Raw genomic sequence first — 12,644 nt, 5'->3', positions numbered from 1 at the left:
GACGCATTTTTATTGCGCGCCATGACGTTTTTACGTCATCAAACAATTTCCGGAAGATATAGACGTGGTTCGAGAAAGAACTGTCCTGATACACCGTCATCGGCCTGGCCTCTGGCATCAATCATCATCTCGACGAGGTTCTTGCAAAGCTCAGGTAGAGGCGTTGCGATAGCCATGATGGCAAAGCCATCGACAAGTGCAGTACGGCTCTCCGCCGTCAACTCGTTAACAACAAGTGCGACCTGCGGTTCGGCGTGCCGCTCGCGCAGTGCGGCAATCGCACCTTCCATGCCACCACCAGCTACATAGATGCCCTTCAAATCCGGATGACGGTCGAGAAGATCTAGTGTTGCCTCGTAGGTCAGTTGCCGGGTCTCGAGGTTCACAAGCGTGTCAAGAACCGAGAACCCTGACGCCGCGTCACGCACGAAGGAACGAAAGCCGACTTCGCGCAGATCGTGTCCGTGCCAGCGGTTTCCCCCGACGAAAATTGCGAGTTTTCCCGGATTGTGGACAGTTTTCGTTATCAACCAAGCCGCGAGTCGACCAACCTTCATGTTGTTCAGACCGACGTAGTTCTTGCGAATGCCCTGAGCGAAATCGTTCAGGAGGGAGAAGACCGGCACGTTCTTGTCCTTCAGGTCCTGAACGATCCTATCAAGCTTCTGATCATTCACCGCTGCGCCAGCGATCACATCACACTTTTCGCCAAGCTCCGTCAGAATTTCCGCAAATTCGGCAGGTGATTGAGACGACGAGAACTGAACGATCGCTTCGCCACGGATGTCAGACCGCGCTGCGACCGCCAACTCGATTTCGCGGGCAAAATTGCGATAGAACTCCTGGGACTGCTTCAGGAGCGCGAAGCCAAGTTTTATTTCCGGAAGCGTCTGATCCAGCCGATCCCGAAAACCGGCTATTCCATGATAACCAACACGGCGCGCTGCCTCAGCGATCTTTCTAAGCGTATCCGAACTAACGGTAGCGCGACCGTTAATTGCCCGGTCGACAGTCGTCACGCTGACACCTGCCGCGCGAGCGACATCCTTGATCGTTGCCCTGTTCGCCAAAATGAAACCCCAGATGACGTAATTTCGTCACTCAGTGATAGGATCAACAACCCCTGAAAGCAATGTGTGACGAGTACTCACAGGTGGAAGCAATATCTGCTTGCACGAAGCTACTCCGTTTCAATCCGTCGTTTAGTAGCGATACCTTAAATTGCAAACGGCCCGATTTCATGCCCCTCATAGGCTATGCGCGCGTATCAACCGAGGATCAGACCCCCCTGCCCCAGTCTGAGGCCCTCCATTCTGCGGGTTGCGTCGAGATCTTCGAAGAGCACGCCTCAGGCGGCAATCGCGCGCGTCCTGTGCTCGCGCGGGTGCTCGAACGCGTCCAGAGCGGCGACACGCTGGTCGTCGTGCGGATCGACCGCCTTGCGCGGTCCTTGTCGCATCTTCTCGAGGTGATTGAGCGTCTGGAGGCCAAGGGCGCCTTCTTCCGCTCCCTGCAGGACCCCATCGACACCTCATCCCCGCAGGGCAAATTCACGCTGCAAGTTCTGGGCGCTGCCGCCGAGTTTGAACGTGCCCTGATCCGAGAGCGTACCAAGGCCGGCCTTGCCTCGGCACGCGCCAAAGGGCGCGTAGGTGGCAACCCTGGGCTTCGCGCCAAGGACCCCGCCGCGCTGCGCAAAGTGCGGCTGGCGCGACAGGACGGTTTCATGGAGCGCTTGAACGAAACTGCGCAGGATTGGGTGCCCCATGTGCGCCGTTTGCGCCCCGATATGGCTTGGGAGGACGTCCTGCGGATCATCAATGGCCCCCTGCCCCACGATCGCCGCTGGACACAAAGTCGCTTGCTCCGTGCCGTGAAGGCATATGTGCGCGACGGATTTCTGCCCAATGAAGTGCTTGGCCGCGCCGGGCGCCGCGAAACCAACGATCGCCTGCCCGCAATCGTCGCCGGCATCAAGGGCGCGGACCCAGACATCACTCTTCAGGCAATCTGCGACCGGCTTGAGTCTATGCGTGAGCGCACCCCTCGAGGTCGCACGAGCTGGCAGCCGTCGTCGGTCAAGATGTTGCTCGAACGAGCGGAGCGACTTCGTCTAATTTCATCAGAATCGGCTCACTCCCGACTGTAACTAGCAGGGGCTCATCCAACAGAAACTATTGCTCCAGACACCGTCAGACGTTCAATTGTGCCATTGGTTGCATGGGTTTAGCTGAAACCATCCAAACAATTCGGATTGGTGGCTTGAAGCGCGATCACGTCGACTTAATGCAATAAAATCAAACGTTTACGGCTATCCTGATGCGCCTGAACGTATTGGTGCTGTGGATAACTTTCACACTACATCTAGATTCTTCTTGCCGGACTCACTGGATCGTGGCATTCCCATTCTGACGGAAAAACGCGTCAGATACGCTGTACACCGTCAGAATGACCAAGAGCCTCAACAGAGGCCGAGAGTGGGCGGCAGGATATGGATGATCGTAACGTTGGATACGCGCAAGGCATAGGGTCTTCCGACATCGGAGCATTTGCCGACAATCTGGCTGAGTCTTTGGATCGCCAGATGAAGATCGCTTTCGAGCCCGAAGAACGAAAGTCCCTGCGCCGTTTCAGTTCTACCGAGGTCGCCAGCCTCCTGCGCGTGAGCACATCTAACCTGCGCAACCGGCACAAGGACGGCAGCTTCCCGGAAGTGCATACAGACAACCGCGGACACCGGTTCTACACAGCCCAAGAGATTGATGAGTTGCGCGATATTCTGGGGCGCACTGGAAAGAACGCAGAAAGTTACCGCCCTGGTCGACGTGAGGGCGATCGTCTCCAGGTGATGTCTGTCGTCAATTTCAAAGGCGGATCGTCAAAAACGACAGCAACGATACATCTTGCACAACGGTATGCCTTGCGAGGCTACCGAGTGTTGGTCTTGGATCTCGATCCGCAGGCAAGTCTGACCACCTTTTTCGGCTTTCGGCCCGAGCTCGAGTTCGCCGAAGGCGGCACAATTTATGATGCCCTGAGATATGAGGAACAAGTTCCGCTCTCAGCCGTCATCCAAAAAACCTACTTCCATAAGCTCGATATGGTCCCAGCGGGCCTAATGCTCTCGGAATACGAAACCGAGACGGCAAACGCCCTCGCCCGCCGGGTGCAGCCCATATTTGCGGAGCGTCTCGCCTTAGCGCTTGAGGAAGTAGAGGCGAATTACGACATCGTTCTGATCGACTGCCCACCTCAACTTGGTTTTTTGACCCTTACGGCGTTGGCAGCCTCGACGGGGCTTTTGGTAACCGTGGTACCTGGCATGCTCGACATCGCGTCCATGAGCCAGTTCCTGAAACTTGCTTCGGAAACGGTCAAGGCCGTGGAAGAAGCCATTGGCCGGCGCGTTACCTGGGACTTCGTAAAGTTCTTGATCACGAGATACGAGCCGTCGGACGGGCCTCAGACCCAGATGGCGGGCTACCTGAGATCGATCTTGGCCGGACAGGTCATGACTGAGCCAATGCTGAAATCTACGGCAATCTCGGACGCTGGTATGACCCAGCAAACCGTCTACGAAGTTGATCCGAGCCAATTCATCAGAAAAACGATTGATCGCGCTCTGACCAGCGTGAACGGCGTTGGCGATGAGTTGGAACAGACAATCCAAATGGCATGGGGGCGTCGCTGATGGCCCGAAACATCTTCAATCAGCCACCAAAGGAAGAGAAGGAGAGCACGGCCCCCTCCCCTACCCCATCAAAGGCAGCAAAACTGCCAGGTTCTGTTGGCGGATTGCGCGACTCTTTGCGCGAGATTACCGCGAATTCGATCCGTGACATCGAGCCCGACCAGATTGATATGGATGGCCTGCGCGATCGGTTGGTGCTGGAGGATTCCAGCATTGATGGGTTGGCCGAAAGCATTCGCAAGCATGGGCAACAAGTACCAATTATGGTCCGTCCATCAGCGCAACCGGACAGATACCGCATCATCTACGGACGACGCAGGCTTGCAGCGATCCGCATGGTCGGCGGAACGGTCAAAGCGATCGTTCGGACCTTGGATGACGATGCATCTCTGATCGCACAGGGCCAAGAGAACAACCTCCGACTAGACCCGTCTTTCATTGAGAAATCTATTTTTATCAAAGAGATGCAGGAATCAGGTTACAAGCCAAACGTCATTCAGGATGCTCTCGGCTTGACACGGCAGGGCGTGTCCAACCATCGCGTCGTCATAGAGCAACTGCCAGAAGGGCTTGTACAGCTGATAGGGCCGGCGCATGGCATCGGACGACGGCAATGGGGTGACCTGGCCGCGTTCTCGAAAAAGATAGATCTGGTGAACACGGCCAAAGAGGTGATTGCCGCCCTGCCCGACGACACTCCAAGCGCGGAGAAGTTTCAGGCAGTCTACTCGGCTTGCTCGAACAAGGCGCGTAGCGACAAGAAGCAAGCCAACCGCAGCCTAACGTCCGTCGTCAAAGATGGGGACGGTAGCTCTGTGGGAACGCTGACAGTCGATCAGAAAACGATCGCCATCAAGATCGCCAAGAAGGACAACCCAGAATTCGGCCGATGGCTCGAAGAGCGCGCGGAGGCAACGCTTTTGCAGCTCTTCGAACAGTGGCGGGATGAGAGCGGCTCTGGGTCCTAAGCCCCGAGCCACACAGAGTAACGCGAGCAGAGGAGAAAAGCGAAGACCAGAAAGAAAAGAGCCCCCCAAAGTTTCCCCTGGAGAGCCCTCATCATTCGATTAGCACTCATGATGTAGCAACCTCCAGCAAACCGGTCAAGAGTCACCGATTCGGTGGACCGATTTTTATTGCCTTTTTCTGAGCGAAATCTCGGGAAGAGACTGGGAATTTGTGGGCCGAACGGTCGTCGTGAACAAACCATGGCATTTACAGAACTTTCGATCAGAACCGCTGGTGCTGATGCATCACGCGGCTCAATTTCTGCGGCTGAAACCGACATCTGGACCATCTTCAGGGCACTGAGAGATGCACGTAGCGTATTCGGTCTGCGTCCTGGCCATATCCAAACACTTCAAGCCATGCTCAGTTTCTTGAAGCCCGGCCATGGTGAAACGGTTTTCGCGTCCAACGACTCGATTTGCCAGCGCGTCGGCGGAATCGACGAACGGACACTTCGCAGACACATCAACCGCTTCGTCGAACTCGGGTTCATCAAACGCAATGACAGTTCAAATCAAAAGCGCTACCGCGTTCGCTCGTCCAACGGGGAATGCATCAGTTATGGACTGTCTCTTACCCCCCTCCTCCAACGCGCGAGCGAGCTTATCGCCATCGCACATGAGATGGAGAACAACCGGCGGGATCGGATATTTGTCCGCAAACAGATCCTAACAAAGCTCGCCCATTTGGAAGAGCATGATCCCAGCAACACATTCATCAGCCACGCACGGAAAGCTCTACGCAGGAAGCTGAGCCTCCCTGAATACCACGCGCTACTCGCAGACACAGACAGAGAATGCCAGAGTTTGCATACCCCAGATGACCCACCAGAAACTGTAGAATTGCCCGCCAATGACGGACAAACTGTCCGGCACCAATCTAAGTCTGAAGAAGAAAAAAAAGATTTAGATAGCAACATAGGCAATGAAGCTCTGAAACCAGACTTGCTAACCTCAGTTTGCGATCAAGCGACGTCGTTCTCCACAGAGAGGCTTAGAAACTGGTTGGAAATTGAAAACCATGCTCGAACACTTGCACCCATGATGGGGATTCACCCAGATACATTCGAAAAAGCCAAGAATGCAGTAGGAGCTCAGAAAGCATCATGCGCGATCTTCATCATGCTACAACTTGGAAAACGTATCAGGGACTTTGGAGCGTATTTTCACAGTATTACCTTGGGCCAACGTCAAGACCAGTTTGATCCAATGGCTTTGATCAAGCGTCTATCCAAAACTGCTATGCAAACCGCCTAGTGTCCACCGCGGTGGACGTCTGACTGGCAACTAGTCCAATGACGAGTGGTCTCTCCACATGCATCAAAGCCAACGAGCCAAATTCCAATAGGGCGATACTGCGCGGTCATTCCATGTTCCTCCGTCCGGCCGATGTCCACCGCGGTGGACAGATCTGGCACCAAGTCTCACAACTCACATGCGTGACAGCCGTTCTTCGTCATCCACCACTTCCAAAGAACCGGTATTGTCAGTCCAGGCCCACAAAACGATGTTCAAGTCCGATGATGACGCGCCCTTCGCAAAACTCTGGATCAGAAGCCCCGCAAACCGATCCGCTATGAGGGCGCGTGCTAAATCCTGTGTCGGCACAGGTTGGCCATCGAGCATCTTCATGCGCCATGCAGGGTCGGCAAGCATCGCCTCGGTCGCGTTATACCGGTCAAGTCCGTCCTGATCGCGGGTATCGAAAATAGGCCCAAGGTCGGCATTGTAGGACACCAGGATCGTGGGTTGCAGGCTGCCTACCTGGTTGGCTTCTCTAAGAGCGGTCGCGGGATCCAGCGAGGTGTAAAGGGCAGGGGTGCCCTTGGCATTAAAGCGCCCTCCATAGAGTTCGGCGCCTCGTCCGGACAGAGGTTCACGCGCATAGACCGGGTTCAGGGCGCGATAGAGTGGCCCTGCGTAGCGTCCATCTTTCAGGGGCATCAGGCAAAGACGCCCGCATCGACCGCATCGATGTATTCCAGAACTTGCTGCGCTTTGCCTTCCTGAACCAGCTGCATGGCTGTTCGGCCATCAAAGCCGGGCAGGGGCTCTGACCGGTACCATGCATAGGCCATCAATTCCGAGCCGAAGCGGGGTTCGACTTTGTTCAGCACCTCTACCAATTCGCGCAGGCGGCGCTGCGTCTTGTCCGAACCGATGCGGGCTCGCCTCTGCAGCGCGTCCTTGCCCAAGCCGACGGTCAATGCGATCTCTTCTGCTGATGTGCGTAGTACCGCGGCGATCTTGCGCGGTTCGAATTGCCCGGCTTCAGCAAAGTTCGTGATGTGCATGATCTATGCTCCTACAGTGATATTGACGGTATATAGCGGCAATATTGCTGAAATTCAAGCTGTCAGGAGGTAATGTGACTTCTTTTCCCATGCTAATCCGTAACGCTGCATTGCTCTGAACGCCGGAAATCCTGATTTTTGGGCCTGAAAAGTCGCAGTAGGCGCGTTTCTTGCCGATCGAGAGCATCAGATAAGTTATTGATAATACGCCAAAGACTGCTGTGGTCGAGCAGGGGTTGCCGATATCCCTTGCCGATCTTGGACCCCAACCGGCACTGACTGCATGAAGTTCTTGGGAACCGCGGTGGTGTCGGACCCTTGTCAGTTTCCGTGGTCCAGTTGGCGGTTGGAAAGTGAAAGTGTCCTTCGGGTTTTGTGACTGACGGATGAGGGCCTTTGGGGTCCCTCAGATGGGTCCGGGCCGGGTTCCGGTCTGTTTTTCCGGATGAAGGGCATTCCCATGCAAACAGGTGTCTTGCGCGTGTTGCGCGCGACCGCTGCCTCTTGGTGGCGGCATAGAGAGCTGCGCCGAGCCGGTCAGACAGGGCTGGCACGGAAGCTCGAGCGGAAAGCCGTTCTCCGCGATCTCGGCTATCTCAGGCAGGCGGCGTCATTGCCTAACGCGCATGTGATCTGCGGGGAGGGTGGGACATTCCTCCATCTCGGTTGGACCACCGTGTCGACCTTCGCGCCGATCGAGCGCTTTCCCTTGGCCGCTCTAGCGGTCGCACGAGGCACGCCGTTCATCGATATCCGACCCGTCACCGATGGCATCGCCTTCGCGAACCTGCCTCGTGTGACACGAGACGGATCGGTCGACCCTGACCCTTGCGGTCCTGGCCGGGCTGTCTCGCTGACCACCTACATCGACATGGTCGAAAAGCTCGGCGCGCGGATCACCAACAATCCACGGCCCCGTCAGTCAGCCTGATCACCATTCCCTCTCACCAACACTCGAAAGGAGGCCAGCCATGGCCCGATCACGAACGCCCAAATTCGATGCCTCCGAGGTCATCACGAACGAAATCATCCGCATCATCGAGAGCGGCGTCCTGCCATGGCGCAAGCCCTGGACCGCAGGCGGCAGCTCACGCCCCCTGCGCGTGGGCGGTGAACCCTACCAGGGGGTGAACAACTTCCTGCTGACCATGCGGACCGTGATGGCGGGCCACAGCTCTCCCTTCTGGATGACGCTGCCGCAGGCCAATGCCTTGGACGCAAAGGTTCGCAAGGGCGAGAAGTCCTCTGTCGTCGTCTATTACGGCCAAAGCTGGAAAGACGCCGGTGGCGAGGACGACCACGGGGAGAGGGATGATCGCTCCGAGGAGGCCCGCGTCTTTCGCTTCCAGAAATCCTACCGCGTGTTCAACGCCTGCCAGATCGATGGCTTGCCCGACAGCTGCTTCCCCGATCCGGAGCCAGCACCCGAGCATCCGCCGTCCGAGCCCATTCCGCATATGCAGGCGTTTTTCGACGCCATCGACATCACGACCGTCTTTTCCGGCACGGAAGCCTACTACCTACCGCCCGTGGACAAGGTCTACATGCCGTCGATCACCCGGTTCCACGACCCGCGCAATTTCTACGGGGTCTGGGCCCATGAGCTGGCCCATGCCACGAAAGCCCCGCATCGGCTTAACCGGGACTACGGCCTCTCGAAGTTTGGCAACACGGCCTATGCCCGCGAAGAGATCGTGGCCGAGCTCACGTCGGTGTTTTTGGGGCAGGAACTTGGGTTCACGTCGCATACGCTCGAGATGAATGCCGCTTACCTCTACAACTGGCTGCGCTAATGACGAGCTCGTCATTAGCGCAGTTATCACGAGGACGGCATAATGCGGAGGAAGTCCGCCAATGCCTTTGTTTCCCTGGCGGTCTGTTCACTTTCCTCCGCATAATTTTTGATGCGCGTCAGAGCGTATCCAACCAGTCGAGCACGCCCTGGTCGCGCCGCCATGATGGCGGACTATCGGTCTTTGGTCTTTCGACCCGCTCCAGTGCTTTCCGTTTGGTCTCCAAGTTGGCCTGTGCATAGTGGTTGGTGGTCTCAAGGCTGACATGACCCAGCCAGCTTCGGATGACCGTGACGTCGACGCCGGCGGCGACCAAGTGTACGGCCGTCGCGTGCCGGAAGCTATGCGGCGTCACATGTTTTCTCGCCAGCGTCGGCGCGGTCTTTTCAGCCGCCCTGACATAGTCCGCCAGCTTGAACCGAACGCCCGAGGCGCTGAGAGGGTTGCCGTAGCGGTTTACGAAGAGAGGTTCATCGGCCGGCCTCGGTATTCGCTCAAGCAACGACCTCAGCAAGGCGACCGTTTCCGGCCAAAGCGGGCTGATCCGTTCTTTCCGGCCTTTTCCGTACAATCGCACGCAGGCCGGAGCATCGAACCTGATCGCCTGGGGGCGAAGATCAAGCGCTTCCTGGATGCGCGCGCCGGTATTGTAGAGCAGCGACAGCAAGACATGGTCCCTCTGGCCGATCAACGTGGAGCGGTCGGGTTGAGCCAGGATCGCCTGCACTTCTTCGGGTTCGAGGTAATCTGGCGCGCGGATCGGTGCCTTTTTCGTCGGCACGTTCAGAACCTCCGCGCATTGCGCCATGAACTCCGGTTCGCGCGTTGCCACAAAGCCGAAGAAGCTGCGCAGGGCGGCGAGGCGGCAGTTCCGGGTGCCGATTGTGTCACCGCGTTCGACCTCAAGATGTTGCAGGAAGGCGATGACCTTCGCCGCGGTCAATTCGCTCAGCGCTAGGCGAACAACCGGCTTGCCATGCCGGGCCGCGACAAATTGCAGAAAGAGCCTCCAGGTGTCCCGATACGACTTGATGGTATGCACAGAGGCGTTGCGTTGCTGGACCATCCAGTCAGTGAAGAACATGCGCAGCAATTGGGGGAGCGGATCAGATTTCATGGTGCCACCTCCGCCGGTTCAGCGTTGCCGGGCGAGGTGAAGGCCCGGAACCGCTCACTCGCTTCATACAGCAGCTCCTGGGTCACCGTGATGTAGACCAGCGTGGAGTTGATATCGCGGTGGCCGAGATATGTTGCAAGATACGGCAGCTTTTCCTGCGGGTTCACACCTTGTCGGTACCACTCGAGGATCCGGTGAACGACAAAGGTATGTCGCAGGTCATGGATGCGCGGCCCGGTCTTGCCCGTGGCCGGTTTGAGACCAGCCATGCGCAGAATGGCAACAAGGTGGGTGCTGATAGTTGCCCGACAGTAATAGCGGTTCTTTTGATCGTGCCAGAACAAACCGGCGTCTGGGCTGCGAGAGACCTTGGCCTTCTGCCGCGCTTCGAGAAGCACGCACAGAGCATCCATCGCGCTGTCCGACAGCGGCAGAATGCGGGACTTGAAGAACTTCGTCTCCCGGATCGCGATTGTTCCGGCCTGCATGTCAATGTCGCCAAGCGTCAGCCTTGCGATCTCGCCGATTCGCAGCCCGGCGCAATAGGCCAGAACCAACATCGTGTAGAGGTTGATCGGACGCGAGGGCGCGCGCGGCGATGGGTAGGTCCGGGCAATTGCCAGTAACCGCTGGATGTCCTCGGGTCTGTAGATATAGGGACGCCGCCAGCTGCGCACGACTTGTTTTTCGGGCCGGTTATTCGGTCGCCGTTTGGGGCGAGTTGGGTCGTCATGACACAGTGCCTTGTTCAGGATACGTGCCAGTCTCTCGCATTCGACAGGATGATTTACATTGGACTTTGTCTGGCGATATTGCGCAAGCAGCGTCTCCAACGGCTTGCCATCAAGATCGGGCCTTTGCTGCAGAAAGCGGTCGAACCGGCGGCAAATGACGTCGGCCGCCTCATACCGGTAACCTCGGCGCTGCATCCGCTCGACATGGTTGCGCATCAGCTCTCCCAATGAACTTTCGAACGGTCGAGGTTGCCGCAACGCCTCGAGTGCCTGATTGGGATCAGGGGCCATCAAAGCCCGTATTACGCCCGTGTCACTGTGGGCATTATAGTCACGGCGAAGGTCGGAGATCGGATTGCTCCCAATCCTTCCTTCATGCGCCAGGGCATCGAGGAAGCGGGCAACAATCCGGGCGCGGTGCAGCACCGTTGAGCGGGCCCAAACCTCACCGCGCTCACGCAACCAGTATTCAAGTGCTTGCCGGCCGGTTGCGCCAAACCGCAACACCGCCTGCCGGAAGCTGTTCAGCGCTTGCCGATAGTAGATTGGCGTTATCGCGCAGTTCAATGGAAGCCGGGCGATGTAGTGCTCGATGATCTCATCGCCATCCTCGGGCCAACCTCTCATTGTCTCACCTCCCGGTCTGGAAGGTTGATGGCAATCGAACGCAAGTCTTCGGTGGCGAGCTTCAGATAGGGCGCTGTCGATTCCGGGGATCGGTGGCCAAGTACATCGCCAATGATCTTGCGCGGGGTGGATGCCCTCAGCATGCTGACCGCACGGGCATGGCGAAAGATATGCGGCCCGCGCTTGCCAGCAAGCTCAATTCCGGCGGCAGCGAGGCGCCGTTTGACCACACCATAGAGGCCGCCCGCCTTCATCGACTGATAGGGTGCACGGCTCCGCAGGAATACGGTGCGGACATCCGCGTCCGGACGGCCGTCCCGCAAGTAACGCAGGATCGCTTCCCCCACGGGTTCCATCAGGGGCAGCATAGCCGTGGCATTGGTCTTGGAGCGTTGCACCCGAAGAGTATCCGCCCGCCAGTTGATATCCTCGATCTGCAGGCGGCCGACCTCGCCGGACCGAAGGCCGTAGTTGGCAAGAAGCTGCAGGATCGCGTGATCACGCAACCCCAAGGATGAGCTGTCCTGCCCCGCAAGCTCAAGAACCGCCGCGATCTGTTTGACGGTCAGGATCGACGGAATGCCCTCATGGGCGTAGAGAAGCGGGGCAATCACATGACCCGAGAGATCGTCCGCATGCAGCTTGCTCCGGTGCAAATGTCGCAGGAAGCCGCGTAACCGTTCGGCGACATCCTTGAGCGATTTGCGTGTCAGGCCCGGCGCCCTGATATCCATATAAGCATCGATGTCGCGCACGCTCAGATCGGCAAAATCGGCTTTTCTGTATCGCTGGATGAGCCATTTGCAGAAGTGGCGCGCCTCCCACATCAGCGCCGTGATCGAAGGCTCGGCCAAACCGCGTTCGTGTCGCAGCCATCGCTCATATTGGTCGCAAACCTCGCGGGTGAGACGCTCCGCTTCGTTTGCAGCAGGCAGAGCCGGCGGCCATTTCGGCAGAGCGGAGCGCAGCAAAGCGTAAATCCCCGACCGCGGTATCGATGCCCAGCTGGACCCCGGTGCGCGCCCGCGGTCCATTTGAAACTGCCGGACCGCGTAGCGCAGATATTCGGCGACAAGTTCCGGAGTGACGTCGTGCAGGTCAATCGCATGCTCTTCCAGGTAAGCGAGGAATTGACCCGCGTAGAGGCAATAATTGTGAATGACAGTTGGACTATAGCGCTGCCGGCGCAGCGTGCCGCGAAGTTCTGAAATTTCCTTGAAAGGCGATTGGGACATCGATTCCTCCTTGGTTTGATTGATCAACCCAAGAAACATCCAGCCTGAAATAATGCGCAGCAAGAACGGCACAGCCACGACCCAACACATTGAAATCAAACGGGCTACGAAATTCTCCTCCGCATTATGCCCTCCTCGCGATAACT

At 57.4% G+C, this 12,644-nt stretch carries 11 protein-coding genes and 1 pseudogene; 6 read left to right on the top strand and 6 right to left on the bottom strand.

The genetic code is table 11. The features are described 5' to 3' along the window. Positions 1 to 38: 38 nt before the first annotated feature. Positions 39 to 1,073 (bottom strand): LacI family DNA-binding transcriptional regulator, encoded by a 1,035-nt coding sequence (locus ACP15K_RS15900; RefSeq protein ID WP_424991001.1) that lies wholly within the window; start codon positions 1,071 to 1,073, stop codon positions 39 to 41. A 167-nt stretch (positions 1,074 to 1,240) separates the two neighbouring features. Here ACP15K_RS15900 and ACP15K_RS15895 point away from each other — a divergent pair, with 167 nt between their 5' ends. From ACP15K_RS15895 to repC, 4 genes are all read left to right on the top strand, one after another. Next, positions 1,241 to 2,149: a recombinase family protein gene (locus tag ACP15K_RS15895; RefSeq protein WP_424990957.1), complete on the top strand. Its 909-nt coding sequence runs from the start codon at positions 1,241 to 1,243 to the stop codon at positions 2,147 to 2,149. A gap of 342 nt (positions 2,150 to 2,491) precedes the next feature. Further along, on the top strand, positions 2,492 to 3,691 hold the full coding sequence (repA, locus tag ACP15K_RS15890) for a plasmid partitioning protein RepA (protein ID WP_424990956.1): 1,200 nt from the start codon (positions 2,492 to 2,494) through the stop codon (positions 3,689 to 3,691). Next, positions 3,676 to 4,659, top strand: coding sequence for a plasmid partitioning protein RepB (repB, locus tag ACP15K_RS15885; protein ID WP_424990955.1), 984 nt, complete (start codon positions 3,676 to 3,678; stop codon positions 4,657 to 4,659). Before repA ends, repB begins: the two co-directional genes overlap by 16 nt. 240 nt (positions 4,660 to 4,899) lie before the next feature. Further along, positions 4,900 to 5,955 carry a plasmid replication protein RepC gene (gene repC, locus ACP15K_RS15880; protein ID WP_424990954.1) on the top strand — a complete coding sequence of 352 codons (1,056 nt, stop codon included), beginning with the start codon at positions 4,900 to 4,902 and terminating at the stop codon, positions 5,953 to 5,955. 174 nt (positions 5,956 to 6,129) lie between these two features. Here the strand turns inward: repC and ACP15K_RS15875 are convergent, their stop codons facing one another. Further along, positions 6,130 to 6,642 carry an RES family NAD+ phosphorylase gene (locus tag ACP15K_RS15875; protein WP_424990953.1) on the bottom strand — a complete coding sequence of 171 codons (513 nt, stop codon included), beginning with the start codon at positions 6,640 to 6,642 and terminating at the stop codon, positions 6,130 to 6,132. Then, the gene (locus tag ACP15K_RS15870) at positions 6,642 to 6,992 is read right to left on the bottom strand and encodes an MbcA/ParS/Xre antitoxin family protein (protein ID WP_027264271.1); all 351 of its coding nucleotides are present in this window, start codon (positions 6,990 to 6,992) and stop codon (positions 6,642 to 6,644) included. The genes ACP15K_RS15875 and ACP15K_RS15870 overlap by 1 nt, the downstream gene beginning before the upstream one ends. Before the next feature lie 445 nt (positions 6,993 to 7,437). Here ACP15K_RS15870 and ACP15K_RS15865 point away from each other — a divergent pair, with 445 nt between their 5' ends. Both ACP15K_RS15865 and ACP15K_RS15860 read left to right on the top strand, forming a co-directional pair. Further along, entirely contained in the window at positions 7,438 to 7,923 is a 486-nt protein-coding gene (locus ACP15K_RS15865) for a hypothetical protein (protein WP_152453183.1), read from the top strand. Positions 7,924 to 7,963: 40 nt separating this feature from the next. Beyond that, positions 7,964 to 8,782 (top strand): annotated as a pseudogene (locus tag ACP15K_RS15860) (ArdC family protein); the annotation flags it as partial. Between the two features lie 121 nt (positions 8,783 to 8,903). Here the strand turns inward: ACP15K_RS15860 and ACP15K_RS15855 are convergent. From ACP15K_RS15855 to ACP15K_RS15845, 3 genes are read right to left on the bottom strand one after another with little or no spacing between them, the layout of a single operon-like run. Then, positions 8,904 to 9,902, bottom strand: coding sequence for a tyrosine-type recombinase/integrase (locus ACP15K_RS15855; RefSeq protein ID WP_424990672.1), 999 nt, complete (start codon positions 9,900 to 9,902; stop codon positions 8,904 to 8,906). Continuing rightward, a complete protein-coding gene (locus tag ACP15K_RS15850) occupies positions 9,899 to 11,263 on the bottom strand; it encodes a tyrosine-type recombinase/integrase (protein ID WP_424990673.1) in 1,365 nt (454 codons plus the stop codon). The genes ACP15K_RS15855 and ACP15K_RS15850 overlap by 4 nt, the downstream gene beginning before the upstream one ends. Continuing rightward, entirely contained in the window at positions 11,260 to 12,498 is a 1,239-nt protein-coding gene (locus tag ACP15K_RS15845) for a tyrosine-type recombinase/integrase (protein WP_424990674.1), read from the bottom strand. The genes ACP15K_RS15850 and ACP15K_RS15845 overlap by 4 nt, the downstream gene beginning before the upstream one ends. Positions 12,499 to 12,644 lie beyond the last annotated feature (146 nt).

This window comes from Fluviibacterium sp. S390 (genome assembly GCF_049800695.1).
Classification (GTDB): Bacteria; Pseudomonadota; Alphaproteobacteria; order Rhodobacterales; family Rhodobacteraceae; genus Meridianimarinicoccus.
Note: the sequence above shows the minus strand (reverse complement) of the source record. Positions and strands in the feature narration are given on the sequence as shown.

Excerpts from the sequence above, each read along its gene's own strand:
- ACP15K_RS15895 (WP_424990957.1), top strand. The coding sequence starts at position 1,241 with ATGCCCCTCATAGGCTATGCGCGCGTATCAACCGAGGATCAGACCCCC.
- repA (WP_424990956.1), top strand. The coding sequence starts at position 2,492 with ATGGATGATCGTAACGTTGGATACGCGCAAGGCATAGGGTCTTCCGAC.
- repB (WP_424990955.1), top strand. The coding sequence starts at position 3,676 with ATGGGGGCGTCGCTGATGGCCCGAAACATCTTCAATCAGCCACCAAAG.
- repC (WP_424990954.1), top strand. The coding sequence starts at position 4,900 with ATGGCATTTACAGAACTTTCGATCAGAACCGCTGGTGCTGATGCATCA.
- ACP15K_RS15875 (WP_424990953.1), bottom strand. The coding sequence starts at position 6,642 with ATGCCCCTGAAAGATGGACGCTACGCAGGGCCACTCTATCGCGCCCTG.
- ACP15K_RS15870 (WP_027264271.1), bottom strand. The coding sequence starts at position 6,992 with ATGCACATCACGAACTTTGCTGAAGCCGGGCAATTCGAACCGCGCAAG.
- ACP15K_RS15865 (WP_152453183.1), top strand. The coding sequence starts at position 7,438 with ATGAAGGGCATTCCCATGCAAACAGGTGTCTTGCGCGTGTTGCGCGCG.
- ACP15K_RS15855 (WP_424990672.1), bottom strand. The coding sequence starts at position 9,902 with ATGAAATCTGATCCGCTCCCCCAATTGCTGCGCATGTTCTTCACTGAC.
- ACP15K_RS15850 (WP_424990673.1), bottom strand. The coding sequence starts at position 11,263 with ATGAGAGGTTGGCCCGAGGATGGCGATGAGATCATCGAGCACTACATC.
- ACP15K_RS15845 (WP_424990674.1), bottom strand. The coding sequence starts at position 12,498 with ATGTCCCAATCGCCTTTCAAGGAAATTTCAGAACTTCGCGGCACGCTG.